Here is a 25,813-nt window from a genome sequence, read left to right on the forward strand (position 1 = left end):
ATGTCACTGCAATCTCAAAACATTATTCGCCGTTCGGCAACGAATAGCCTTACACCAGCACCACAAGTTCGCAACCATCAAGAAGAAGTCGCAAAACTGATTGACGTTACGGTCTGTATTGGCTGTAAAGCCTGCCAAGTGGCCTGTTCAGAATGGAACGACATTCGTGACCAAGTGGGCACCAATATTGGTGTTTATGATAACCCTGTCGACTTAACAGCAAAATCTTGGACGGTTATGCGCTTTTCTGAAGTTGAAGAAAATGGCAAATTAGAATGGTTAATCCGTAAAGATGGTTGCATGCACTGCGCTGACCCAGGTTGCTTAAAAGCCTGCCCAGCGGAAGGCGCTATTGTTCAATATGCTAACGGTATTGTTGATTTTCAATCGGAGCACTGTATCGGTTGTGGTTACTGTATCGCAGGCTGCCCATTTGATGTTCCTCGTATCAATAAAGAAGATAACCGTGCCTATAAATGCACATTGTGTGTCGATCGTGTTGAAGTGGGTCAAGAACCTGCATGTGTAAAAACGTGTCCAACAGGTGCCATCCATTTTGGTAGTAAAGAAGACATGAAACATCTTGCTCAAGAGCGTGTTTCTGAACTGAATACCCGCGGCTATCAAAATGCTGGGCTTTATGATCCCCAAGGCGTCGGCGGAACCCACGTAATGTACGTTCTTCATCATGCAGATAAACCCAATCTTTATCACGGGCTCCCTGACAATCCCGAAATCAGTGAAACGGTAAAATTCTGGAAAGGAATTTGGAAACCGCTTGCGGCAATTGGGTTTGCGGCAACCTTTGCTGGCGCAATGTTCCACTATTTTGGTATCGGGCCAAACCACACCACAGAAGAAGATGAGGAAGAAGCGCGAAAAGATAAAGAAGCGGCTTCTCAAACTGCACAATCAGAGCATAACGAGGAGCAACACTGATGAAAAAAAACAGCGATACAATTTTACGCCATAATGCATCTGAGCGTATTAATCACTGGTTAGTCGTCATTGCCTTTGTCTTTACGGCATTCAGTGGGTTAGGTTTCTTTTTTCCCTCATTAAACTGGTTTATGAATATCTTAGGAACGCCACAATTATCACGTTTACTGCACCCGTTTGTCGGTAGCGTCATGGCATTCTTATTTATTTTTATGTTTTTCAGATACCTAAAATATAATTTTGTGGATAAACAAGACCTTATTTGGGCTAAAAACATTCATAAAGTTTTACGTAATGAAGAAGCTGGCGATATTGGTCATTATAACCTTGGCCAAAAAGGGATTTATTGGGTTCTCAGCCTGTGCCTTATCATCCTCACAGTCAGTGGAGTTATTATTTGGCGTCCTTATTTCGCGGATTATTTCTCGATTTCAATCATCCGCGCGGCATTACTGGCGCACTCACTATCTGCTATAGTTCTGATTATCACGGTTGTTGTTCATGCTTATGCAGCCTTTTGGGTAAAAGGCTCGATTCGTAGCATGGTCGAAGGCTGGGTGACACGTGGGTGGGCAAGGAAACACCATCCTCGTTGGTATCGCGAAGTATTAGAAGAAGAGAAAGAGAAGAAAGAATAACCGTAAATTAAAACCGCCAAGCAGCGTCATTTATGGTGCTGTTTGGCAAATTTGCACCCATAAATGCCCTTTACAGCCCACCTCTTCTTAGTGCCTACACGACTACATTCCCTCATAAATCAATTTATCTCCAGAGACGAAACCCGTTTCACTTTATCCTTCAACAATTCCATACTTTCTGCTCACAGACTCTTTTTAGCACGACTAAAGAGTATGAAAAGTCATCATGCTTAATCACTCGTATTTAGGTATCATCACGCATACATATAACATATTATATGTAATTTTAGGAAAATTTATTATTTTTAGTTAATTTATCGTGAGTATATAGCGAAATGTAACGAGGTATAAATGAGATCATAATGACTAAACGTAAATTTATTACACGCACAGAAGTTAACGCTCTATTACATGCAACCAAACAGGGGCGATATCCTAATCGTGACTATTGTTTGTTATTAATGAGCTTTTTACATGGTTTGAGAGTCAGTGAACTTACTCATATCACCATGTCTGATATTGATTTAGTCCAAAAAGTCATCTATATCAGACGATTAAAAGGAGGGCTATCCACTGTTCAACCTATAATCCCAGAAGAATTTACAGCAATAGAAAGATGGCTAATTGAGAGAGACTCTTGGAAAACATCCAGTTCAGATTGTTTGTTTATCTCGCAAAAAGGGAGCCAAATTTCTCGCTATCAAATTTATCGTTTATTTGAACAATACGGCAAGATAGCCGGACTTTCCGTCAAGCTTCACCCACATATGTTAAGGCATGCGTGTGGGTATGCATTAGCTGACCTCGGCAGAGATACTCGATTAATTCAAGACTATTTAGGGCATCGAAATATCGCCCACACTGTAATTTATACTGCAAGTAATGAAAAACGCTTTAGCGGTATTTGGTCTAATCAATAGACAATTTAATGACTTGTGTCAACATGAAACCAAAGTTCAATATTATAAAATGAATTAAACACCAAAAATACCTCAGTTATTTAACCAATTGGTTTTATAAAACTGAGGTATTCTCATAAATAGTGGGTGTAATGATTAATTTTAATACCGCTAAATAAAGCTATAGATTGACTATTTTCAAAAACCCTAAAATAAGATTAGTTAATAATTTTATTTATTCTTCTTTTACCAATTATCATAATTTAATTACTCCAATTACGAGTATATCCAAAATTGCATTAAATTAACATGTCACTACCAATTCATACACAAAAAAAACACATTTATATTCATATTTAGATAGTCATATAAAGATTATTAATGACTTTAATGATAAAATTTAAATACCAACAGAGTTTAAACCCATAAAATGGCAATAAAAAGATGCATATTTCATATGAGCGAAAAATAAAACAAAAAATAAGTTAATAATAAAGAAAATTAACAACAATTAAGCAAAAACAATGATAAATTTCAAATTTGATTTAAAATCAAATGATAACGCAACATAATAAATCAAAATGTTTAAAATGCCTAATAAGTATAATTCTGAGACTAACCAAAATCAAACAGCATAAAAATCTGTTTGCGTAATGCTTTTTAGAGTCAGAAAGCAATTAATGTAAAATTTTATTATCTACAACAAAAAGTTACCATTCGTGATGTTTTAATCATTAAAACTCGCCAGTAAAATACTCTTTATTTACTAGCAAAAAACACAAATTAAAGATTTTAATCCTGACGATGCCTATATATAAAACAAAATCGCTAAAACCAATTTAACGCAACATTTTGATTTATTTTGTTGCGTTTCTTGAGTCAAAAACAATCAAGTCGTTTACTTTGTAGGCAGGTCTGACTGTAACCTAACTGACATAACGCTTTATTGGTGAGATATGAAAAATAATAAGTTAAAAACCAGTATAGATAACTTTCAGAAAATACTAACTGAACAAATTGGTTTGGAGTTATTTCATCTTAGAAAAGAAAAAGGGCTAAGTGGTAAAGAGCTAGCTAAAAAATTAAAGATATCACAACAACAAATTTCTCGATATGAAAGAGGAATATGTAGCATTAACTGTGCAATGCTGTTTTCAATCTTATTCTATCTAGATACTAACCCTAGTGCGTTTTTCGAAAGTATAACATTGAAAATAAATGAAGAACATTCAAATGCTAATTCATTTATTCATAACAATGAAAACCTCTTCGATAAGCAAGATAATTGTCATTATATTTTCAATCGACAAACAGAAATTATTTTAAATTCTTTATACAGCAAATAGTTATTTAAAAAATATAAGATTTAACTATGCCCACTTAATTGTTGGGTAATCATCACGTTGTTATATATAAATGAGGTTCAAATGAAAAAAGTATTTTTAGCAGCACTTGTTTCTGCCGCTATCGCTTCTCCAGCACTCGCTGATCAAGGGCATGGTAAAGTTACATTTAAAGGTGAAATCATCGATGCACCTTGCTCAATTAGTTCTGACTCTATTGACCAAACAGTATGGTTAGGCCAAATCGCTAACTCTGTTTTAGCGAATGGTGGTACTTCTACTGCTAAACAATTCAACATTGAATTAGAAGACTGTGTATTCCCTAAAGATGCAAACGACAAAGTCTATAATGACAAAGTCAACATCACATTCTCTGGTTCTAGTGCCGCGTTTAATCCTAAATTATTAGGTGTAACTGGCTTAGATGCAACGGATCCAACTATTGCAGGTAACGTCGGTATTCAATTAACAGATACCAATGGTGCAGCATTAGATATGGGTGTTGCTACAGCACAAGAGCACCAACTACAAGCAGGTGATAACACACTACGTTATAGCGCTTATGTACAAGGTGCAAACGTTGCAGTGGATAAAATTCCATTAGGTAAATTCGAAGGCGTAACTAACTTTACCTTAACTTATAACTAATTGATTAGTTAAAGAGGAATACATCCGTATTCCTCTATTAGTCACCTAATTAAGTCAGAGGTTAAAGTGAAAGGATTTATCTATTCGCCAAAAAATGCATTGTTTCTATTTCTTCTTACATTATTTCTTTCGCCACAAATGGCGGCATCACCTCATGGATGGGGAAAAGTCACAATGAACGGTGAGATAGTCGATACTGCCTGTGCAATAGATATCGGGTCTAGGGATCAGACGATTAATATGGGGGTGCTTCCAACAAGCTATATTCGTGAAGTTGGAAAAGGCCCCATAAAAGAATTCAATATTAAACTTGTTGATTGCCGTTGGGAAAAATATTCAAAAGATAATAACGAATGGAATTCACTCGAAGTCACTTTTGATGGTCCATCAGAAGGTAATTTCTTCACGCTCTCGGGTGAAGCAAAAGGAGTGCAATTGGCATTGCATGATATATCAGGATATTCCATTACACCAGGGAAGCCATTACCAGCATTAGGAATTACACCTGGCACAATGATATTGAAATATAAAATGCAATTAGTCACCAATTATCACCCTGTTAAAGCGGGTAATTACCAAACCTTATTAAGGTTCAAGGTCGATTATTATTAATTCTAAAAGTTATACTGCTGTTTTAGGGATGTTTTTTATGTTTTTTAAACAACACAAAATAAATATAATAACGACAACGATAATGCTTACTTTTGGGTCATTATCCGCCCAGTTATATGCTGCTGATACCATACAATTTAATACAGCTTTATTTGATTTAGAAGACAAAAAAAACATTGATATAAAGCAGTTCTCACGTGCTGGCTATATTATGCCTGGCACTTACCCTCTGAAAATACAATTAAATAAAGAAACACTTTCTGAGCAAAGATTTTCATTTTATGCGCCGAAGAATGACCCTGAAGCGAGCCTTGTGTGTATTACTCAAGAACAAGTCCAGCTGTTAGGATTAACGGCAGATTCGCTGAAGAAAATCACGTGGTGGCATAATAATGAGTGCCTTGATTTACTCAGCTTGCCCGGTTTTCAAGCTCGAGGAGATTTATCTGACTCAACATTATACCTGAGCATTCCTCAGGCCTATCTTGAATATAGAACGGCCAACTGGGATCCACCTTCCCTCTGGGATGAAGGGATCTCTGGGGCGCTTTTCGACTACAACATTAACGCAAGAGCCAATAAACCCCATGATAACAACAGTAACTATAATGTGACAGCAAACGGCGTTGCAGGCGTGAACCTTGGTGCTTGGCGCTTCAGGGGCGATTGGCAAGGACGTGCTCAACGAGAAACCAGTTCAAATAGTAAAAATGAGCATGATTTCCAATGGAGTCGGTTATACGCCTACAAAGCATTAACCAGTATTAAAGCTAAATTGACCTTAGGTGAAGACTATTTTAATACGGATTTATTCGATAGCTTCCGATTTACAGGTGTTAGTTTACGCTCTGATATCTTGATGCTACCACCTAACTTACGTGGGTATGCACCTGAGATTACAGGCGTTGCGGCAACCAATGCGACAGTCATTATTAGCCAACAGGGGCGAATTATTTACCAAGAACAAGTCGCTGCAGGGCCTTTTCGTGTCCAAAACTTAAGTGATGCAACGACAGGTAAACTGGATGTTAGAATCGAAGAGCAAGATGGCTCAGTTCAAGAATATCAAGTTGAAACGGCTAATATTCCTTATTTAACGCGACCTGGCAGTGTTCGGTATAAATTAGCAGTGGGCCGACCAACGGATATGGAGCACCATGTTAATGGAGACACATTCGCAAGTGGTGAAATGTCATGGGGTGTCACCAACGGTTGGTCATTACTCGCAGGCTCATTAAATAGCCAAGACTATAATGCATTCAACGTAGGTGTAGGCCGAGACCTATTAGCATTTGGTGCTTTATCTTTCGATATTACACATTCTATTGCAAATATTCCGAATGATAAAAAACTGACTGGTAATTCATATCGAATAAACTATTCGAAGCGCTTTGATGACTATGATAGCCAAGTCCAATTCGCAGGCTACCGCTTCTCTGAGCGTAGCTTTATGACAGTGACTGATTTTTTAACGGCTAAAGACTCTGGCGAACGCCAAGGCAGTAATAAGGAAATGTATGTGATTTCCCTAAATAAAAACTTTAGGGAATCAAGAATTACAGCTTATTTAAACTATTCACACCAAACGTATTGGGATAAGCCAGAAAGCAATCGCTACAATTTAATGGTCACAAAAACCTTAGATTGGGGGAGCCTGAAAAATATTAATATTTCGTTATCAGCTTATCGCAATAAATATAACGAAACAAATGATGACGGCCTTTATATTTCAGCATCCATGCCTTGGGGAAATGGCGCCAATATCGGCTATTCATTACAAGCAACACGGGACGACACCGTTAACCGGGCAACTTATTATGACAAGCTGTCTGATAGAACCAATTACCAAGTCAGCGCAGGGTCAACTAACAAAGGCGGAACCGCAAGCACCTATATTACTCATTATGGCGATAATACGAAGTTAACCGCAAATGCCAGCTATATTCACAATAATTACACGTCATTTGGATTAGGGGCTCAAGGCGGATTCACTATGACGTTAAAAGGTGCGGATGCTCACCGAGTTTCAAATATTGGCGGCACTCGTTTACTTATCGACACTGACGGCGTAGCTAAAATCCCCGTATCAGACCGCGGCATCCCTATTGCATCAAATGCATTCGGTAAAGTGGTCGTGCCTGACTTAAATAGCTACTACCGCAGTAAAGTTAAAGTCGACTTAAACGCTCTACCGAATAACGCCGAAGTGACTGATTCTATTGTTCAAGCAACATTAACTGAAGGCGCGATTGGCTACCGTAAATTTAATGTGTTATCTGGTGAAAAGATGATGCTTTCAATGCGTATGTCTGATGGTTCTGCGCCACCTTTTGGTGCTCAGGTTACCAATTTGGCAGGAAAAGAAACAGGAATAGTCACTGATAATGGGTATGCCTACGTGAGCGGAATCAATCCGAATGAAGTCATGATTATTCATTGGGGTGGCGAAGCTCAATGTGAAATTCATTTTCCTGAAAATTTAGAAACAATTAGCCAAGGATTATTCATTCCTTGTAAACCATTATCAAATAAACGTAATGAAACAGATAATAATCTGTAGATGAGTGATTGCGATGAAAAAATTAACTAATTTATATATCAGTACTATTTTATTAAGCAGTTTAGTTAGCGGAAGTGCTTTCTCAGCAATTGCTTTAGATAGAACTCGCATTATTTTTAATGGCGATCAAAAAAGTGTATCAATCACTATTACCAATAAAAATAACCAACTGCCTTATTTGGCTCAAGGCTGGGTAGAAAATATTCAAGGGGTGAAAATTACCTCACCTTTTGCCGTATTACCTCCCGTGCAAAGAGTTGAACCAGAAAAATCAAGCCAAGTGCGTATTGAGGCACTCCCTGAAATAAGTCAATTACCTCAAGATCGAGAAAGTGTTTATTACTTTAACTTAAGAGAGATCCCACCGAAAAGTGATAAACCCAATGTTTTGCAATTAGCATTACAAAGCAAAATTAAATTATTTTATCGCCCCAAAAGCATCATGCTAAGCGAAACTGAAATGCTGAATAACCCTTGGCAAGAAAAAACACAGCTTATTAAGCAAGGCGACCAATATATTATAAAAAACCCAACACCCTTTTACATCACTATTATTGGTGCTGCGGAGCGTATCAACTCACCGGTAAATCAAAACTTTAAAGCCGTTATGGTCGCGCCATTTAGCCAAGAAAACCTAGGTGTTCCAAGCTCTACTGTAGGTGCGAACCCTGTTCTCACCTACATCAATGACTACGGTGGCCGTCCTAAATTGCAATTCAAATGCCAAGTCAGCACATGCCAGGTTGTTCCTGAAAATAAATAGAGAGGAAAAGATGATTAATCAAAAAAGTCTTACCTTGCTTCTCGGGTTATCTCTGATATTTCCATCGTCTGTCATATATGGGGCATCCTCGAATGCCTTTCATAACGCCACAGGAAATTGGGATGTCGAAGGCGCTAATGGAAAAATTTTTGTTTATGGCTCCTTAACTGAAAGTGCTTGCCATTTATCGATGGAGTCTGCATTTCAATCTGTTGATTTGGGGAATGTTGAAACTGCGTCATTAAAAGCAATTGGTGCACAAGGCCATAAAACCCCGATTAATATTGAGTTACTAGATTGTATCGAAACGCCAACCGTCCTAAGAAATGACAAATCGGGTAATGTTACATGGAGTACTTCTCAGCCGGGGATGAAAATTCGGTTTATTGCCCCTGTCATACCGTTTCGCCCTAACATTGCCAGTGTAGAAGGTGTTACAGGATTAGGATTACAAATCACTAACCCAAAAGGAAAAGAAATCGCTTTTGGTGAATACAGCGAACCACAACTTATTTCGTCTGGGCAAAATATTTTAACCTATTACGTAGCCCCCGTTAGAGTTGCTGAAAAATTACAGGCAGGCGCGTACAGAAGCGTTATTTCTTTTCAAATAGCCTATGAATAAGCTCACTCAATTTCGCGGATGTAGCATTGAAGGTATTTATATGAATAACTTAAATTTCAATTTTTATAAATTTAAAAAAATAATACTCTCCATGCTATTAAGTTTGTTATTTTTTTCATTACCGAGTCATGCAAAAAATGGTCAAATCGGTGAAATTAAAATACGAGGGCAGCTTGTTGCTGAAGCTTGTACAGTAAGACCTGGTGATGAAAATATCATTGTAGACTTTGGTACTATCGTCAATAAGTATCTCTATATCAACCAAAAAACGCCTCTGGAAAATTTTAATATTCACTTAGATGACTGTGATAATAGTATATTTAAAACGGTAACCGTTAAATTTACAGGAACCGAAAATACCAATCTACCAGGCCTTCTTGCATTAGATTCAGGCAGTATGGCTTCGGGTATAGGCATTGAAATTTTAGAATACAGTGGTAAAAAAATCCCCATTAATAGTACGACGCCCGCATACAAACTAGAGAATGGTACAAATATATTAAGTTTTAATGCGAATGTACAAGGGGAACCCGATGCAATCAAAAATAAAAGTATTGCGTTTGGCCATTTTACTGCAACCGCTATTTTTAGTTTAATTTATGATTAAGGTATCAGTAACAATGAAGATATTAATATTACTTCTCGCAACCTTATTATTTTCCCCCACCATTTTAGCATTCCAATGTAAAACAAATGGGGGCCAAGAGGTCGGCGGTGGAACACAAAGTATTAATGATGTTCCTCTTGATAATGATATTTTTGCGGTACCTAATCGAATTAATGAATTCGCAGATGTGAGCGATTTTATGACTTGCCGTAATGAAGCTCCAACTGCGTACGTTGATTACCTCAATGTCACAGGCGCTGATTTAGGCCCCGCATTTAAAAACAATCCTGAATTAAAAGCGGGTGTTGTTGTACGTGGTGCTTATTATTTAGCGCCTTTTAGTGGGAAAGAAATTCAAGTTTTTCGTTTAACCACCGCCTCTGAACCTTTACAAATTAAATTATATTTACAAGTAAACGTTAAGCCTACGCCTTCTGTGTTAGTCAGAAAAGGCGATTTATTGATGACGTTGGATCTCCATAAATACGCGACATATGTGAATAGTAGCCAACATATTGACCACGCCTATTTTAAATGGAATTTCTATGCTGGAAATGATGTGGTAGTCGGAACAGGGACATGCGATATCAATAATAACCAAATCATTATTGTTGATTTTGAAACAGTCAACGCATCAGGTATTTCAACCGTAGGTAGCGCGAGCCGTTTTCAGCGCAATGTTGAGATCACGTACAGCTGCGAAGATAATAACTTAACAGCACCAATAAAAATGATTTTGAGCGGGGAAACCTCAACTTTCTCATCTGATGCACTACTCATTAGAACTGGCGATATCGGTAGCCAAGGCCCAATTATGCCCGGACTAGGTGTAGAGGTTTATCATCAAGGACAACGTGTTTCGCCAATGAATGGGCACTTCAATTCAAAAATCGAAAACGGCCATGGCCGAGATACATTAATGTTTACGTTAGTGAAAAAACCAAATTTATCACCAAATGAACTAACAGAAGGCTATTTTAACTCTGCGGCAACAATTATTATGTCCACACCATAGCGATAGAAAGGGGCTTTTAATGAATAAAAGCCCCTTTCTTATTAGTTATTCACAATTCCCAACTGAGTAATACTTATCAAAAATAACAATATATTTTCGGCTTTTTTTCTTTAAGCGTGCATCGTTAAACTCTTGATTAGGCAATAAATAAAAGACGTAAGGCTCAGAGTCATCATCAGCATCACAGCTTTCATGCAATAACACTCTAAAGTAAGTATTCCCTGTATTTTTCAACACGCCTTCATTTGAATTAATGTTGTATTTAAAATCAGGTTTTTTGGGTCTCACAACAAAATAGGTTTCTAAACTAACAGTTGGGTAAAATAATGGCTGCTTTTTTTTCCCGTCATCATTGCGCATATCTAAAGGCGTTTCGCTAATAATAATCTTATAATAACGCTCTGTTTCATCCGCTTGCCCTCGATAAAAAATTTTAAAAAATTCTTGCTCTCCTGGTAATAAAATTTTCTTCAATGGCGTAAAAATAATTTCACCGTTGAGTATCGGCTCACCCTGTTCTTGGCCACCCGGCTTATCAATTTTATAAGCACTAAAATTGTATAAGTTCGTCTTTTTTGTGTCATTCACGTATGGCTTAGAAAAAAACTCTTGCCCCGAATCCATCGAAGAAATATCTGAGTTGATATATAACGCAAATGCGTTGTTGTAGAACGAAAACAACACCATCAAGAATAGGATTTTAAGCAAAGAAAAGCGTTTCATAATAAAAATCCGATATTGAATTGAAGGAAGAATTGGTGCCAATAAAATGGCTACTTGCGTCATTACAAGTAGCCACAAAATAGCCGTGAAATTTATTGAATATCCGGCCCTGTCCAAATCGCCTTAACGGTGATCGTCCCACTTGCTGAAACTGTCCCAAGCCAATCAATGCCATCTAATGTGAAAAACGAATTAGCATCATTCATTGGGAACGATAAATCTAAATTAGTGCGATAAAAAGAACCGAGATCTTCATTTGGCCTATCCCATGGCGTTTCCGCCCATAACGCATTTTTCAATGAAATTTCATTGTTATCACAACTTGCGCGATATGATTCTTTCACACCACTGCCATTTTTAAAGGAAAGATAGGCAGAAAAAGGCACATTTAATTTGTTATCGTTTGACGTAAATAAACAATACGATTGACCTTTTAATGTTGTTTGGGGGCCTTCAACTTTTGCTGTAATAGAATCAGCCTGCCTTGGGCCACTGGTGGTCACAATATAATTAAATTCTATTGGTGGTTCTTCGCTACCGACCTTACCTGTTTTCGATTGATTTGGATTAAAGTCCGCAGGAATAATGCTAATTCCATAATCTCTCGGTTTAATTATTAAGTAGTTTGATGGCGTAAATTCATAAAAACCAGACTGTGGCAGTGGAGATTGAAAACCAAACGTATAAACACTGTCCGCCAATGTCACGGTTGAATTCGGCGAGGCATCAACTATCGATTTCAAATAAGTATTAGAGAGAAAAACTTCAATATTCTGTGAGCCATTATTAAAAATCTCAGACATATTTGTTGTTGAAGACCAATTCGTCCAGCGTGTGCTATTACTGCCTTTGTATTGGATCTGTGCAGCAGCAGGGGCCCTTGCTAAACCTAATTTTGCACTATCAATGTACATCCGAACCGTAAATGACCCACTAATTGATGATCCTTTGGTTTCTAACTCCACCAATTTACAAATTACGCCAGACGTATTTCCAACAATACCGGTAGAACAAAAGTTCGAACCAAGCCCAATGGTTGGATTCCCATTACTGTCCACAAACACTTCTTGCAAGGCGCCCGTGCCTTTCAAAATAATGCTCCCTTTTTTATTGGTTGGAATGTAATGTTGCTGTGTACTTGTTCGCCCCCCGCTGGTCATACAGGTCGTGTTATTTAAATCGTAATCATCACGACTCGTACATGTTCTTAAATCAAAGGTGTATTCAGTTCCTGGCGGAATTTCCGCTAACCAGCGATAAAACGCTTCCGATAAAATAGGCCTTGAATAACCCGATTCACCCGGCGTACCTGTTTGCTGTATTTTATATGCTCCATTATCCCGTAATTGCTGAGCGGGCCAATAAGAGGTTGCAGGGCAATTTCGGTTGTTCGTCATACAACGGTTTCCAACAAACGGTTGGTTGACAGGGGAATTTTCTAACCAAATATCACCCATATTATAAGCAGAACTAAATGGCGTACCGGTATACCCCATATAACCTAAACTCAATTGGCTATTACGTTGGTATTTTGTGAAAACATTGGAACCCGAAAAACGCGGGTCAACTCTATTTGCCACAATAAAAAATTCATTATCAATCTGGTTTTCAACAATGACATATTCTTGCAGTGGAGCGGTTGCTGCAAAAGAATTCGGCGTTAAAACAGCGAATGAAAAAAAGAGTGCTGTTATCGATAATAATCGCATATTAAATTAGCCTTTAAAGAGATAATTAACGTTTAGCAAATGCTTCTTGAGGCTCACAAGTCACCTCACCAACCCATAATGCACCGCGTGCACCTTGCAGGTTTAAATCGGCTTCGCAAATAGTCTGTTGGTCGTCTTGTAATAGTGATATCACGGGATATCGAACATCAACGTCCATGGAAAACTCACCATTTTGGTCTGTTTTTGTTCGGCCGATGTGGTTTCGAATGGAGGCATATTTTATATATTCGCCATTAGGAGATTTCAGACGCCCAAATACGGTCACTAATTGCCTGACTTCGGGTTGATAAAGGGCAATATTTCCAGGATATAATGTGACGGATTTATTTCGGCCAGAGACAATATCAAAACTGTCTTTTGATTTGCCGTCATTCATTAATTGGATGTCATAGTCAGAATAAGGAGACAATGGAATAAACGTATTTTTTCCGCTAATTGGGTAGTTTTGGCCATTCACTTTAGCCACCATGCTGCCACTACCTTTAATATCTGAGTTAATAATGACGCCAGATTTACCTTGCTGCCCGCTCGGCGTGATCATTCCGTTACTGTAGGCCACTGAACCACGTGAAGTTAAGTTACCATTGAGTCGGTTATTATCAGGCCGGTTAATCGTCACAGTTCCTGAATTGTATTTCGTGTCGTAAGACGCATAACCTAGCGTTGAAAAATCAGACTCGCCATTATCTTTATCACGAACTAATTTTGAAACTGAAACCCCCGCATTGGTAATCACAGAGTCTTCAAAATTCTTATTCGCATAAATATTGGCTTTTACGTTCCCGTTTGTCGAAGAAACGCCCGTACTTAACCAAGTAGAGAGCGGCAAAGAGAAGTCAAGATTCACGTATTTTTCGTTGGTACTGTTTTGATTATCATAGTGATAGCGCTGAACGCCCGCTCTTAACCCTACGGTGCCATAACGACCAGAGAATAATGTATTGGCGTATTCATAGTTAATTGAGTCACTGCCAACACGGCGGTCTTTGGTATTACTGATAGTAAACGAGCCTGTTCTATCAATGATTTTGTCAAAATTAATCGTGCCGCCGTAAGAATAACTATCCGCATCATAAAGTGGTAAATCGCCCGTCACGACAGTCTTTTCTTTAGATGCCCATAAAGAACCGTACCCCTCAGGGATATTGACTGAAATCGTTGCAATGTTGCGATGGCTACCATGATTTTCTAACATGCCTTGCCAAGCAACTGAAATATAGTTATTTAAAGACGCATTAACGCTAGTTTCTTGTACAACAAACTTATCAAATCCATAGTTGGACATTTGGAAACGAACACCCGATAACACCGGGAAGTTATAGGCAAAAGAAACACCCGCTAAATAACTTTTTTCAGGGGTTTGACTATGTGAGCCCTCACCTCTCACATAATGGCGTTTATCGAAATCAATATATCCACCATAAATTTCCCAATTTAGTTTGTCGTAATTTCCCGTTATCGCACCGAAGGATTTATTAATTGTTTGGTGCTGCGTGGTGACAACTTTTCCATCAACAACCGTTTCGATAGTGACTTCATAAATACCATAAGGCAATACGCTCGTATCAACTTCAAAATTACCCATCGGGAAATTTTGAATATTTAATAATTTACCTTGGCGGTAAATACGCACTTCCCCAGGGCTATTTAAAAAAGCATAAATGGGCGTTAACGACTGTTGTTTGTTTACCACCATACTGGATGAATTATTCCCGATGGAAGCGGCATAAATTTTACTGCTACTGAGCGCGGTTAAACTGGCAATTGATTGCAGGTTCCATGTGCTCATTAAACCGAGCGCAAAGCGGAATCCATTAAAATCGCGTTCATACATTGCACGGTAAAGCTCAACATTCGAATTCGATTTTCCGATACTGTAAGCCGAAGCATTCACGTTAAAGTGATGCTCTGCGGCAGCAAATAAGGTATCTAAATTAAAATAGCTACTTGATGAGTCTTTCGCGTCTTTGACCCGGCTCTGAAACACACCTAAATCATAATTGGCGACGGCTGAAAGTGAATTAACTGAAGAATTTCCTAAGACAGATTGTCTCGCATGCTCTTTTGCTGCAAAAGCGGCTTTATCAACATCTAATGATAGGTTGAATGAAGAGATATTTAATTGAAGAACGGCATTGTTATCAATAACAATGCCGTTATTTTCATTAAAAATGGCATTTTGCTTACTTTCAAGCTTCTCAACTAATAAGTTATTAAGTTTCGCACCCTGATCATTATCAATGAGATGAAGACTTGATAATTTAATTTTATCCTGATCAATGACAATAACTGCATCCGCAATTTTGCTTTCACTCTGGCTTTTTTTAGCCTCATCATTCAGACGTAAAAAAACAGGTACAGACATTCCTTCCTCCAATGCACTCACAAATGCAGGAGGAATAATATATCCGCCAATCTTAATACTTTTCATTTCATCAGCATTAATCGAATTCGAAAAAATAATACTCAATATTGATAAAGCAATAGCACTCTTACGCATGATTTAAGTCCATTCTTCATTATTTGACAACAATGAACTCTCCTTTGTGCCAAATACCTACGCTTGATTTTTTATTTGAGAGATCGACAAATTGCAATTTAACGGCTAAATGTGGCATAAGGTAATATCGCTCACGGCAAACACCATCCACTGCATATTTTTGTTTTTCTGCTAAACAAGGTCCTGAAGCCACAACACGAAAAGAACTATTACCCGTATTCGCAACTTGGGAATTAATATATTGGTAATTAAAGTTTTCAATTCTTGGTGCGACAACTAAAATCGTACTAATTGTTGCCGATGTTGTTGCTGATGCAGATTTTGAACTTTGCGTAACCCCACTTTCACCAATAGGGTCATCTTTCCAATTCAATCTGTAATAACGTTCTTTATCATCCTTTGGCCCCTGATAAATAATTTTAAAAACATCTTTTGCTTTACCAGGAAGAATTAAATTAGCTGGTGTTGACAATATTTCATTAGGATCATTGACAGGAATAACCTTTCCATTTTCAAGTGGAGAGTCAATTTTTTCGATTGTTAGATTTACCAGTCTTGCTGTATCAACTGTATTTTCAATTTCTTTCGCTATCGTGTCTTCATCGGATGGTATTATCTCAGTAATATTCCCCACATTAACAGCGAAGCTATTTTTTAATGGGAGCCATGATAATAAAATTAAGGCTAATGTTATTTTTTTCATAATCATAAATTTCTAAGAAAGGAATAACGATAAAGATATTATTTCCTTATAGTATCTTTATCGTAGTATTCAATTATCCAATAAAGGGATAATTAAGGAGCTGGAGTAAAAGTACCGTCCCAAGTTGCGGTAAATTGAACTTTCACATCACCATCCCATGTACCGTCTGTTAATGCTTTAAAGTCTGTTGCTGCACCAGCCGCTTCAGCACTTGCAATAACAAAGGTGAATTCACCACGGTCTGTAGCACGGTCAGAACCATTGTAGATACCATCAGCAGCTAAGTTATCTAAACCAGAAGTTAAACCTTTTGATGTATCAATTAAGACTAAATCTGTATTTTTATTTAGATCTTCGCCATTCCATTTAACACCAACAGTTAATTTAGAATCGTCAGTTGTTCTTGCTAATGTGTTAGCAATAATTTTTGATGCTAATTTAAAATCTGTAGCGCCAGCTTGACCTTGAATTGCAATGTCGAACGCACCATTTTGCTGGTTAAAGCTTTTTTGGCCTTCAGCATAATTAAACGTTAAACTTTTTAATGGAGTAACAACTAACATACTTGTTGTATCTTTAATTGCTGTTGCTTGCCAAGTCGCAGTCGCTTGAGCAGTACGTGTATCGGCATTAGCAACGGTTGCAAAAGAAGCAGCAATAACTGTTGATAGCAAAACAGATGCCATTTTTTTATTTAACATATTATTCTCTCTAATTTAAATTTATATCAAAAAATAATTACATAGTATAAAAAACACTTTTAACCGTGCTTTTTATAAAATATAATCAATAAAATAATCAGAAAATCTGATTATTTTATTCAGATTACCCTAATAATTAGAAGTTATTTATAAAGTTTTTAGTAGAATAGCCTTTCCATGAAAGATATTTATTTTTACTTTCATTTTTTTCTGTTTTTATTCCAACTACCGATTCATCTTCAAGAAACCGAATTACATCTATCCATCTTTTATCCAGTATTCTCAAAAATTGTTCTAATTGATCTAGCGTAATAGATGTCGTTCCTATTTCATAACGAGAAATTTGTTGTTGGCTAACATTCATTAATTTAGCCAACTGCTTTCCTGTCATATTTCTTTCTTTACGGGATCGCCTTAAGAAAATACCAACATGACTACTGATTATATTAGATTTCATTAACTACACTCCAATATAAAATAATTAATTAAACATTTAATTCTCATTAATAATAAATACATTGAAATAAGAGTAAAAACGTTTATACCGATCAAATAGCGAAATTTGATAGTCGCAGCCTATTAAATGATGAATATTGATCACTTTAACTTATTGATATACGCATATCATGGGTATTTAAGATAAGAAATAGATAATTAACTGCCTGATAAATATATTAATTAAATATTATTAGTATATTTTAATTTATGGCAGGTATTATTGCGTGTAATTCCAAGCGAGTAATTACTCCTATAAGGATTAAAACACATAAAGTTACATTGAATTACAAATTGACACAAAGTACATTAATTTTAATCACGCGAACTCATAATATGAGTAAAATAATAAACTATAAACATAGATAGTTTTGGTTTTACTCATTAACAGCAATAACAAATTCAATATATATCTCTAAAAAAATAAAAATTCACCTTAATAAATCAATTAGAGGCTAAGGAAAAGTAAGGCTATCAGCCTCTTTACATGGCACATTTATCATTACTCATATTTCGAGTACGCGTAAATCAAATTTATTTTTGATATTTAGGTGAATACGCGCTTAAGCCCAAAAAGGGAAATCAGCTCCTTTAAAACAAAGCACCGATAGTAAGTGGATTCACTTAGAAGAACAATCAATATTATAATATTGAAATAAAAGAAGGGATTTATTAAAAAGCATCTCACGAAAAGCGCCATCAAAGATAGCGCTTCAGTACTCAATTTTCAGGCCTATCTAAATACTAATTTTTGCATGAATTCAATCGTTTTACTGTCTCTTCAATATCTATTTCATCTTCTGAAAACGTCAACGTCGTGCCATGCAGTGTGGTGATGGCTAATTTTTTCAGTGAACGCATATCACCGGGTTTAATTTCCGTTTTTGGGCGAATACTACTCATCAATGCACCGACCGATAACACGGTATTCGCTTTATCAATACCCGCATCAGCAGGAACTTCTTCACTGTAAACGAGGAAAGATTTAATCGCAGTGAGTTTTAAACGCTCACCTGCAATAAAAATATACTTGCTCTCAGGGATCACCTTGACTGCAAAAGCAGACAAACCTTTATTGTTGGTTGTGGGTTCAAAGGTGACTTCAGCGCCTTTTTTGATCAGCTCAGGGTTAGCAACCTTAATCACATGAAAATAACGGTTATCGCCATTTTCATCTTTGATAAATCCGAAGCCTTTATCGTCAAACCACGTTGTGATTGTTCCTTTCATTGCATTACCACCTAATTAATCGTTTATGAACTCAGTTTCTCTGGCAGCAGTATAAAGCACAAAGCAGGCTCAGACCATGCCTTTGGTTTTACGCTGAGAGTAAATTTCCCTGATCTCAAAAGCGACGAGGAGAGAAAAATTAGCTATTATGTGTTGCCATTCTTTACCCTGAGAACTCGATGTCTACGATTATTGATACCTTTATTGCCCCACCTTGCCATGAGCAGATTGATATCCTCTATCAAGACGAACATTTGCTGATTATCAATAAGCCTTCAGGGTTACTTAGTCTTTCGGGAAAGAATCCTCAAAATTTAGATTCAGTACATTATCGACTGGTGAAGTTATTTCCGGATTGTACGCTTGTCCATCGCTTAGATTTTGGCACTTCAGGGCTGATGATCATTGCCCTCAATAAAACCATCAATGCAGCACTGTGCCAGCAGTTTAGCCAACGAACCGTTGCTAAAGTTTATCAAGCATTACTGTGTGGGCACTTGGATGATAATGAAGGGATAATTGATACGCCGATTGCAAAAGACCCAGCGCTATTTCCACGGATGTCTATTGGCGAGGTAAATGGAAAACCTGCGCGTTCCCGTTATTTGGTGAAGGAACGCTTTCAACAGAAAATGGGGGATGGTACGACTGCCCCATTAACACGAGTGCAGCTCACCCCTGAAACGGGCCGCACCCACCAGCTACGTATTCATTGCCAATATTTGGGGCACCCCATTTTGGGCTGTGATTTATATGGCGGCCAATGTTTATCTGGCACAAAAAATGCGCCTCGGCTGATGCTACACGCCAGCGAACTGCATTTTATGCACCCAATTAGCCATAAACCACTTCATTTTATTCATGGAAGCCCATTCTAATACTCTAGGTAGTTCAATTGTCGCTAGGCGACAAGAAAGGGTAACCTTAGAAAGATAACAACGCTGCAGCTTGAAGTATGACGAGTATTACCACATCAAATCATCTGGGATCTGGAACTCCGCATACGGGTCATCTTCATCCAAAGCCTCTTCGCTTAATGCATTATTTAACACAATGCTGTCCACATCCCTTTGCGTAATTTTATCGGCGACAACCGCTGGAATAATTGCGTATCCACTTACATCACTGTTATCAATGAGCAAACGCGCAATCGCCAAGCGACCACTAATAAGTTGTTTTTGCGTAGTTTTATCTACCATCACTTGTTTAATGACATTGTTGTCGGTGAAGTTAAACGCAATATCGCCTTTTGCTATCTCAATTTTATTCATTTCGATTAGCTGCTTCACTTGCGCTTTATATTCTTTCGATAAAGCGACTTGTTTTTGCTGTTCACTCAACTGCTTGTCACGCTCAAGCTGTGCTTTTTTGTTTTCTTCTACGGCTTCTCTCGCTTCACGCGCTTGTACCCGTGATTTTTTCGCGGTTCTTTGAACTTTTGCCATTTTTTTACTGGTGACTAACCCTGCTTGTAGCATCTGTTCTTGTAAGGTGAGTTTTGCCATTTCTATTTCCGCATCAATTAAATTGTCAGTGAGATAATGGGGGGATTATACCTGTAATTTTTGAGCATGTACCGAGTCGAAAAGAAAGGCTCTATGTAGAAGAAGAGTAATAAATATTACTGCCGCTATTGTGGTTTGTAATTTCCCTGCTAAATATTTGAACAAGTGATACCAATAAACCCTAATAGCTATTTACCACGCCGTTAGGGTTTATTTTTATGAAACAATTAACCTATTTCTAATATTAATTTTTAATTTCTTCTGTTAAATCATCGCTATAAGTTTCTTTTGTCACACAAACACAAGCAATTGTGACTAAGGCCATGCAAGCTAAAAATGCAGAGATAGGCCATGAATTCCCTCCCGACCACACCAGTAAAAGCGTACCAATCATAGGAGTAAGCCCACCGACAATATTTGCGAGTTGGAAACCTAAAGACACACCGGTGTACCTAACTTTTGTATCGAATAGTTCAGAGAAAAATGCAGGTTGTACGCTAAACATCATTCCTAACCCAACTGAGTAGCAAAAAGAGGTTGCGAACATAAACATTTTAACGGAGCCGCTATCAATCATCCAAAATAAAGGAAAAGCAAAGATAAAAGTAATTGTAGCACCCGCTAAATAAACAGGCCGGCGACCGATTTTATCCGATAACCAACCAAAAAATGGGAAGGTAAAAATGCCACAGAAACTCGCTAGCAATAAACCGTTTAATGCTGTTTCACGCGTGAAATCTAATTCACGAGTCACGTAAGACATAAAAAATGCCACGGTTAACCACCCTAATACAATTTCCCCCATGCGCATACCCATAGCCAGAAATACAGATTTACGATAATGCTTTAACACCGTTAATACTGGATATTTCTGTTCTTTCGTTTGGCTAGCTTCTTGCTGACGTTGGTTTTCTTTAAAAACAGGGGTTTCTTCAATATTTGAGCGGATATATAACCCAATAAATAATAATAAGATGCTGACTAAGAAAGGCATTCTCCAGCCCCAGGACATTAAATCATCCTCAGGCAACATGACAACTAAAGCGAAAACACCGGTTGCAATAAATAACCCTAACACATTTCCTAACTGAACAAACGTCCCAAAAAAACCACGTCGATGTCGCGGTGCATATTCCGTAATGAGTGTTGTCGCGCCTCCCCACTCACCTCCGATGGCAAAACCTTGGCAAAGACGCAAAAAAATCAAGAGCAACGGAGCTGCATTTCCTATTGAGTCATAAGAAGGAATTAATCCAATACAAAAAGTGGATATCCCCATGATCATCAATGAAATCACCAACGATTTTTTACGACCAATTTTGTCTCCATAGTGACCAAAAACGATAGCACCGATGGGGCGGCTCACAAAGGTAATCGACAATGTTAAAAATGAAACGATCAATGCCATTAATGGCGATAAGTTTGGGAAAAATAATGTTGGAAAGACTAATGCTGCCGCTGTGCCATAAATAAAAAAATCATAAAATTCAATGGTTGTTCCTGCTAATCCTGAACCAAGAACGGTAACAAGCTTACGTTGTTGCTTTTTTTCTTGTTCACTTTCTTCATGTACCTGAGCCGTACTCGTTGTGGGTGTTAGTAGTGTCATTTTCAAATCCTCTACATAGTGATTATCTGTATGCTTGCATTAGTTATATTATGTAAATATTTTATTAATTTGCTAACTCGAGTTAGCTGATAATAGCAAAGGATATGGTTGCTCAAAGTTATTATTGATAATTTTGTGATGGCGATCTTTCAAACTTTTTTATCATAATGATTAATATATAAAAAATATTTTATTTATTAATGTGGCATTATATTTTTGTTGATTTCAAGAAAAAAAAACTGAAGACAATCAAATTAAACCTAATAATTAAAGTCAACATAATAAAAACAAATGGCGCAAATTATTAACAATTTATAAAAAGAAAACAAATTCATACTTTTCAAGAAAAAAACAAATCCTTTAATTACAGTAAATTAAAAAACCAATCATGAGTTCCGTCACATATTTGATTTAAACGAATTGAGTTAGACAACTAATAATAATAACTTGCTAACTCGAATTAGCACAATTAGAAACACAGCATCTATCATCAGGAGAGCTTCCTATGTTGACTTTTACCCCACCAGCCCATCCAAAACTAATAACAACTCAATCCAATGAAGTATTATTGGTGACAAATGCTGACTTACGCGAACCTGCGAACGTGACCTGCTGGCCGACTCAAGCTCTGTATGAACAACGTTTAGCAGATGCATTAAACAAGCTTGGTTACCAAGTCAAACGGGCACACCCCGTAGATAATGAGAGAGGTCATGGGTTCATCAGTAACCAGCGAGAAGGAAGTGATATTTTTGCGCAAATAGCACCTGACGCTCCTGTTATTGTGTTATTAACAGCATGGCAATATTCACACCATATTGCCCCTTCATTAGCTCATCATCGCGGTCCCATTTTATTGTTAGCCAACTTCGATGGCACATGGCCTGGGCTGGTTGGTATGCTATGTATGGCAGGTTGTTTAACAAGCTTAGGTTGCCATTATTCACGGTTATGGTCAGATACATTTACTGATGACTTTTTTATGAAAGGCCTGCAAACGTGGCTTGATGATGGCTTTCTCAATCATAAGTTAGATTATTTATACCCACTAAAATCAACTGATGCCGTTATGGGAACCCCTGAAGGTAAGATTGGTCGTGAAATGGGACAAGCCATGTTGCGGGATAAAGCCATCATTGGGTTATTTGATAGCTTTTGCATGGGGATGATTAATGGTGTTTTTCCACAAAAATCAATGATTGATATAGGGATGCCAATTGAATCCTTATCTCAATCCGCCTTATTAATTGAAATGCAAAAAGTACCGCAATCCCTACGAGAAGATTGCTTAACATGGTATCAGTCTCAAGGAATGACATTTAAGTTTGGTACAAACCACAGCAATGAATTAACCCGTGAGCAAGTATTAGAGCAATGTGCCATGATGATTGCGATGGCTCGATTCACGAAAAGGTTTGGTTTAAGTGCCGTTGGGGTGCAATACCAACAAGGCTTGAAGGACAGTTGTGCTGCTTCAGACTTTGCAGAAGGCGCTATCGGCAATTCAGCTCGCTTTCCTATACCCGATGAAAACGGCGAAATTATTGCTCCAAACTTACCTATCACCTGTATTAATGAAGTTGATATGGGTAGTGCTATCCCACAAGTCATCATGGCTAAGCTATTACAATCATTAAATATCCCCAGTGAAACAACGTTACATGATATTCGTTGGGGAAGTGAGTATGACGGTACGTTTTACTGGGATTTTGAAATTTCAGGCGCGGTTCCGTTTGCACACCTAAAAGGTGGTATTGCTGGGGCAACAGGTTATCGCCAACCGCCAATGTTTTTTCCTTTTGGAGGCTCAACAATCGCAGGGCAAGGAAAAAAAGGTCGCTTCATCTGGGCTAGGGCACATTATGAAGGGCTCCAAGTCGTTATGCATATTGGAACAGGTACCGCAGTTGAGCTTCCTGATGCTGAATTTGAGCGCCGCCGCCGAGCAACAAACTATGAGTGGCCATTATTAAATGCTGTACTTGATGGCATCTCTCGTGATTCATTAATGGCGGGACATCAAAGTAACCACCTATCGATTGCCTATGTTGATGAAGATATATTAGGCAATGTAGTCCAAGCCTTTGCCGCACAAGCGATGACGCAAAATATTCACGTGTTGATTGCAGGGGATGCTCGTCAATATTTTATCCATCAATAAATAAAAGAATAAGGAACTCGTTATGACTGACCCACTTTTTTCGCTACAAGATAAAACTATTATTGTCACTGGTGGATTAGGGCAACTTGGTGCGCAGTACGTCAAGACCCTTCATGAACGTGGCGCTAATGTTGCGGTATTAGCGACCCACGTTACACAAGCACGTTTGGCTCAAGTATTAGGTTCATTGCAAGACTCCCCTCGCATCGCATGTTATGAAGTTAATATTACTGATAAAATAAGTATTAATCGTGTATTAGATCAAATTGAATCTTTATGGGGAACACCCGATGGTTTAGTGAATAACGCGGGTATCGATACTCAACCAAGCGCACCGCCTGAAGTCTCTGGACCATTTGAAGATTTCCCAGAAGACGTTTTCCGTGAAGTGGTTGATGTAAACCTAGTTGGCACTTTTTTAATGACCCAACAAGTTGGAAAACGCATGAGGAAAGCGAAAAAAACGGGTTCTATTGTCAATATTGGCTCGATTTATGGTGTTGTGTCACCTGTTCAAGATATCTATAGCTATAAAAAAGAAGATACTGGCATTCCTTTTATTAAGCCTGTTGCCTATGCAGCTGCAAAATCGGGTATCTATAATTTTACTCGTTACTGTGCAACTTATTGGGGAAAAGAAGGTATTCGAGTGAATACGTTAACGCTCTCTGGTGTTGCTCGACAGGATCAAGACCCTCGCTTTCAAAAAAATTATACTGACCGCATTCCAATTGGCCGTATGGCTAATCCTGATGAATTTAATGGCGCTATTGTCTTTATGCTTTCAAACGCATCTTGTTATATGACAGGTGCGAACCTTGTCATTGATGGAGGTTGGACAGCATGGTAAATCAACAACAAGATAAATGGGCTAAATTTCGTGGGATTATGTCGGCTATTGTGACTCCAATGCATGACAATGAAGATATCAATACAGCAGCATTAGAAACGCTGGTGAGGCACCAGATCGCACGTGGTGTTGAAGGATTTTATTGTTGCGGATCATCTGGTGAAGGACCTCTTTTACATTTAGATGAACGAAAACAAGTTCTAGAAACTATTATCAATAGCAGTGAAGGAAAGGTGCCTGTAATTAGCCACATTGGCGCACCAAGAACTCAGGATGCCGTCGAATTAGCAAAACACGCAGAAAGTGTGGGTGCGAGCGCTGTTTCTTTAGTTCCCCCTTACTATTATAAATACAGTAATGAAGCTATCATTCGCTATTACCAACGTATTTTAGATGAAACATCACTGCCTGTTATTTTGTATAACATTCCTCAATTTACAGGGGTAGAGTTAGATCTCGAAACAGCGAAGACGTTATTCAGCAATGAACAAACACTGGGAGTGAAACATACCTCTCACAACCTTTACGCTTTAGAGCGTATGGTAGATAAACACCCTGAAAAAGTTTTCTTTAATGGCTTTGATGAAATTTTTCTTTCCAGTTTAGCGGCAGGAACCACGGCAACCGTGGGAACAACCGTGAATATTCAACCTGAGCTCTTTCTCGCGGTTCGCCATTGTTTTGCAAAAGGGGATTTTATCACTGCACAAAAACTGCAACATCAAATCAATGATGTTGTTGAAACTATGGTCAATAACGGTATTTTTCAATCAACAAAATACTTGGCAGGATTAGATGTCACCTATTTAGGCCCTGTAAGAGAACCATTTATTCCCTTGAATGCAGAACAAAAGCAAGCACTTGACTGCCTTCATTCCCGTTTACAAGGATATATCCACGCGGCACGCACCTTCATTTAATGAATAATGAGCCCTTATTCTCAGGGCTCATTCTTTC

At 37.9% G+C, this 25,813-nt stretch carries 24 protein-coding genes; 15 read left to right on the top strand and 9 right to left on the bottom strand.

The window, feature by feature from the left end; translation table 11 throughout:
* From fdxH to AC4IFO_RS10080, 11 genes are all read left to right on the top strand, one after another.
* Window positions 1-939, top strand: a complete 939-nt coding sequence (gene fdxH / locus AC4IFO_RS10030) for a formate dehydrogenase subunit beta (RefSeq protein WP_272575124.1) — start codon at window positions 1-3, stop codon at window positions 937-939.
* Window positions 936-1,577, top strand: coding sequence for a formate dehydrogenase cytochrome b556 subunit (gene fdoI / locus AC4IFO_RS10035; protein WP_490734104.1), 642 nt, complete (start codon window positions 936-938; stop codon window positions 1,575-1,577). The genes fdxH and fdoI overlap by 4 nt, the downstream gene beginning before the upstream one ends.
* 362 nt (window positions 1,578-1,939) lie before the next feature.
* A complete protein-coding gene (locus tag AC4IFO_RS10040) occupies window positions 1,940-2,497 on the top strand; it encodes a tyrosine-type DNA invertase (protein ID WP_490733973.1) in 558 nt (185 codons plus the stop codon).
* A 935-nt stretch (window positions 2,498-3,432) separates the two neighbouring features.
* Window positions 3,433-3,822, top strand: a complete 390-nt coding sequence (locus AC4IFO_RS10045; RefSeq protein WP_490733975.1) for a helix-turn-helix domain-containing protein — start codon at window positions 3,433-3,435, stop codon at window positions 3,820-3,822.
* Between the two features lie 81 nt (window positions 3,823-3,903).
* Window positions 3,904-4,467, top strand: a complete 564-nt coding sequence (locus tag AC4IFO_RS10050) for a fimbrial protein (RefSeq protein WP_219245273.1) — start codon at window positions 3,904-3,906, stop codon at window positions 4,465-4,467.
* Window positions 4,468-4,533: 66 nt separating this feature from the next.
* A complete protein-coding gene (locus AC4IFO_RS10055; protein WP_490733978.1) occupies window positions 4,534-5,079 on the top strand; it encodes a fimbrial protein in 546 nt (181 codons plus the stop codon).
* Between the two features lie 28 nt (window positions 5,080-5,107).
* On the top strand, window positions 5,108-7,639 hold the full coding sequence (locus AC4IFO_RS10060) for an outer membrane usher protein (protein WP_490733980.1): 2,532 nt from the start codon (window positions 5,108-5,110) through the stop codon (window positions 7,637-7,639).
* Window positions 7,640-7,652: 13 nt separating this feature from the next.
* The gene (locus AC4IFO_RS10065) at window positions 7,653-8,402 is read left to right on the top strand and encodes a fimbria/pilus periplasmic chaperone (protein ID WP_490733982.1); all 750 of its coding nucleotides are present in this window, start codon (window positions 7,653-7,655) and stop codon (window positions 8,400-8,402) included.
* 10 nt (window positions 8,403-8,412) lie between these two features.
* Window positions 8,413-9,027: a fimbrial protein gene (locus AC4IFO_RS10070; RefSeq protein ID WP_490733984.1), complete on the top strand. Its 615-nt coding sequence runs from the start codon at window positions 8,413-8,415 to the stop codon at window positions 9,025-9,027.
* Window positions 9,028-9,067: 40 nt separating this feature from the next.
* Complete coding sequence (locus tag AC4IFO_RS10075) at window positions 9,068-9,634, top strand: fimbrial protein (RefSeq protein ID WP_490733986.1); 567 nt, start codon at window positions 9,068-9,070, stop codon at window positions 9,632-9,634.
* 13 nt (window positions 9,635-9,647) lie between these two features.
* Window positions 9,648-10,649 carry a fimbrial protein gene (locus AC4IFO_RS10080; RefSeq protein ID WP_490733988.1) on the top strand — a complete coding sequence of 334 codons (1,002 nt, stop codon included), beginning with the start codon at window positions 9,648-9,650 and terminating at the stop codon, window positions 10,647-10,649.
* A 45-nt stretch (window positions 10,650-10,694) separates the two neighbouring features.
* Here the strand turns inward: AC4IFO_RS10080 and AC4IFO_RS10085 are convergent, their stop codons facing one another.
* The 7 genes from AC4IFO_RS10085 to AC4IFO_RS10115 all read right to left on the bottom strand — a co-directional run bounded on the left by AC4IFO_RS10085 (window position 10,695) and on the right by AC4IFO_RS10115 (window position 18,731).
* Window positions 10,695-11,372: a fimbrial protein gene (locus AC4IFO_RS10085; RefSeq protein WP_490734106.1), complete on the bottom strand. Its 678-nt coding sequence runs from the start codon at window positions 11,370-11,372 to the stop codon at window positions 10,695-10,697.
* A 92-nt stretch (window positions 11,373-11,464) separates the two neighbouring features.
* On the bottom strand, window positions 11,465-13,081 hold the full coding sequence (locus tag AC4IFO_RS10090; protein ID WP_490733990.1) for a fimbrial protein: 1,617 nt from the start codon (window positions 13,079-13,081) through the stop codon (window positions 11,465-11,467).
* Window positions 13,082-13,106: 25 nt separating this feature from the next.
* The gene (locus AC4IFO_RS10095) at window positions 13,107-15,602 is read right to left on the bottom strand and encodes a TcfC E-set like domain-containing protein (protein WP_490733992.1); all 2,496 of its coding nucleotides are present in this window, start codon (window positions 15,600-15,602) and stop codon (window positions 13,107-13,109) included.
* 19 nt (window positions 15,603-15,621) lie between these two features.
* Window positions 15,622-16,305, bottom strand: a complete 684-nt coding sequence (locus tag AC4IFO_RS10100; RefSeq protein WP_206085167.1) for an EcpB family pilus assembly chaperone — start codon at window positions 16,303-16,305, stop codon at window positions 15,622-15,624.
* Window positions 16,306-16,397: 92 nt separating this feature from the next.
* The gene (gene ecpA / locus AC4IFO_RS10105; protein WP_219245265.1) at window positions 16,398-17,006 is read right to left on the bottom strand and encodes a common pilus major fimbrillin subunit EcpA; all 609 of its coding nucleotides are present in this window, start codon (window positions 17,004-17,006) and stop codon (window positions 16,398-16,400) included.
* 136 nt (window positions 17,007-17,142) lie between these two features.
* The gene (locus AC4IFO_RS10110) at window positions 17,143-17,463 is read right to left on the bottom strand and encodes a helix-turn-helix domain-containing protein (RefSeq protein ID WP_490733993.1); all 321 of its coding nucleotides are present in this window, start codon (window positions 17,461-17,463) and stop codon (window positions 17,143-17,145) included.
* 782 nt (window positions 17,464-18,245) lie between these two features.
* Window positions 18,246-18,731 (bottom strand): cold-shock protein, encoded by a 486-nt coding sequence (locus AC4IFO_RS10115; RefSeq protein ID WP_490733995.1) that lies wholly within the window; start codon window positions 18,729-18,731, stop codon window positions 18,246-18,248.
* 179 nt (window positions 18,732-18,910) lie between these two features.
* Between AC4IFO_RS10115 and AC4IFO_RS10120 the strand changes: the two genes are divergently transcribed.
* Window positions 18,911-19,609 carry an RluA family pseudouridine synthase gene (locus tag AC4IFO_RS10120; RefSeq protein ID WP_490733997.1) on the top strand — a complete coding sequence of 233 codons (699 nt, stop codon included), beginning with the start codon at window positions 18,911-18,913 and terminating at the stop codon, window positions 19,607-19,609.
* 87 nt (window positions 19,610-19,696) lie between these two features.
* Here the strand turns inward: AC4IFO_RS10120 and AC4IFO_RS10125 are convergent, their stop codons facing one another.
* A complete protein-coding gene (locus tag AC4IFO_RS10125) occupies window positions 19,697-20,236 on the bottom strand; it encodes a DUF2058 domain-containing protein (protein WP_490733999.1) in 540 nt (179 codons plus the stop codon).
* Between the two features lie 244 nt (window positions 20,237-20,480).
* Window positions 20,481-21,845 carry an MFS transporter gene (locus AC4IFO_RS10130; protein ID WP_490734001.1) on the bottom strand — a complete coding sequence of 455 codons (1,365 nt, stop codon included), beginning with the start codon at window positions 21,843-21,845 and terminating at the stop codon, window positions 20,481-20,483.
* Between the two features lie 505 nt (window positions 21,846-22,350).
* Here AC4IFO_RS10130 and AC4IFO_RS10135 point away from each other — a divergent pair.
* Genes AC4IFO_RS10135 through AC4IFO_RS10145 form a run of 3 tightly spaced genes read left to right on the top strand, consistent with a single transcriptional unit; the run spans window position 22,351 to window position 25,776 of the window.
* On the top strand, window positions 22,351-24,006 hold the full coding sequence (locus AC4IFO_RS10135) for a signal transduction protein (protein WP_490734003.1): 1,656 nt from the start codon (window positions 22,351-22,353) through the stop codon (window positions 24,004-24,006).
* 22 nt (window positions 24,007-24,028) lie between these two features.
* Window positions 24,029-24,856: an SDR family oxidoreductase gene (locus tag AC4IFO_RS10140; protein WP_490734005.1), complete on the top strand. Its 828-nt coding sequence runs from the start codon at window positions 24,029-24,031 to the stop codon at window positions 24,854-24,856.
* A complete protein-coding gene (locus tag AC4IFO_RS10145; RefSeq protein ID WP_490734007.1) occupies window positions 24,850-25,776 on the top strand; it encodes an N-acetylneuraminate lyase in 927 nt (308 codons plus the stop codon). Before AC4IFO_RS10140 ends, AC4IFO_RS10145 begins: the two co-directional genes overlap by 7 nt.
* Window positions 25,777-25,813 lie beyond the last annotated feature (37 nt).

This window comes from Providencia sp. UF-224 (genome assembly GCF_058245955.1).

Coding starts and splice junctions, on each gene's coding strand:
- fdxH (WP_272575124.1), top strand. CDS start 1: ATGTCACTGCAATCTCAAAACATTATTCGCCGTTCGGCAACGAATAGC.
- AC4IFO_RS10095 (WP_490733992.1), bottom strand. CDS start 15,602: ATGCGTAAGAGTGCTATTGCTTTATCAATATTGAGTATTATTTTTTCG.
- AC4IFO_RS10070 (WP_490733984.1), top strand. CDS start 8,413: ATGATTAATCAAAAAAGTCTTACCTTGCTTCTCGGGTTATCTCTGATA.
- AC4IFO_RS10120 (WP_490733997.1), top strand. CDS start 18,911: ATGTCTACGATTATTGATACCTTTATTGCCCCACCTTGCCATGAGCAG.
- AC4IFO_RS10125 (WP_490733999.1), bottom strand. CDS start 20,236: ATGGCAAAACTCACCTTACAAGAACAGATGCTACAAGCAGGGTTAGTC.
- AC4IFO_RS10045 (WP_490733975.1), top strand. CDS start 3,433: ATGAAAAATAATAAGTTAAAAACCAGTATAGATAACTTTCAGAAAATA.
- AC4IFO_RS10110 (WP_490733993.1), bottom strand. CDS start 17,463: ATGAAATCTAATATAATCAGTAGTCATGTTGGTATTTTCTTAAGGCGA.
- ecpA (WP_219245265.1), bottom strand. CDS start 17,006: ATGTTAAATAAAAAAATGGCATCTGTTTTGCTATCAACAGTTATTGCT.
- AC4IFO_RS10060 (WP_490733980.1), top strand. CDS start 5,108: ATGTTTTTTATGTTTTTTAAACAACACAAAATAAATATAATAACGACA.
- AC4IFO_RS10085 (WP_490734106.1), bottom strand. CDS start 11,372: ATGAAACGCTTTTCTTTGCTTAAAATCCTATTCTTGATGGTGTTGTTT.
- AC4IFO_RS10140 (WP_490734005.1), top strand. CDS start 24,029: ATGACTGACCCACTTTTTTCGCTACAAGATAAAACTATTATTGTCACT.
- AC4IFO_RS10090 (WP_490733990.1), bottom strand. CDS start 13,081: ATGCGATTATTATCGATAACAGCACTCTTTTTTTCATTCGCTGTTTTA.
- AC4IFO_RS10080 (WP_490733988.1), top strand. CDS start 9,648: ATGAAGATATTAATATTACTTCTCGCAACCTTATTATTTTCCCCCACC.
- AC4IFO_RS10135 (WP_490734003.1), top strand. CDS start 22,351: ATGTTGACTTTTACCCCACCAGCCCATCCAAAACTAATAACAACTCAA.
- AC4IFO_RS10075 (WP_490733986.1), top strand. CDS start 9,068: ATGAATAACTTAAATTTCAATTTTTATAAATTTAAAAAAATAATACTC.
- AC4IFO_RS10145 (WP_490734007.1), top strand. CDS start 24,850: ATGGTAAATCAACAACAAGATAAATGGGCTAAATTTCGTGGGATTATG.
- AC4IFO_RS10130 (WP_490734001.1), bottom strand. CDS start 21,845: ATGACACTACTAACACCCACAACGAGTACGGCTCAGGTACATGAAGAA.
- AC4IFO_RS10065 (WP_490733982.1), top strand. CDS start 7,653: ATGAAAAAATTAACTAATTTATATATCAGTACTATTTTATTAAGCAGT.
- AC4IFO_RS10040 (WP_490733973.1), top strand. CDS start 1,940: ATGACTAAACGTAAATTTATTACACGCACAGAAGTTAACGCTCTATTA.
- AC4IFO_RS10115 (WP_490733995.1), bottom strand. CDS start 18,731: ATGAAAGGAACAATCACAACGTGGTTTGACGATAAAGGCTTCGGATTT.
- AC4IFO_RS10100 (WP_206085167.1), bottom strand. CDS start 16,305: ATGAAAAAAATAACATTAGCCTTAATTTTATTATCATGGCTCCCATTA.
- AC4IFO_RS10050 (WP_219245273.1), top strand. CDS start 3,904: ATGAAAAAAGTATTTTTAGCAGCACTTGTTTCTGCCGCTATCGCTTCT.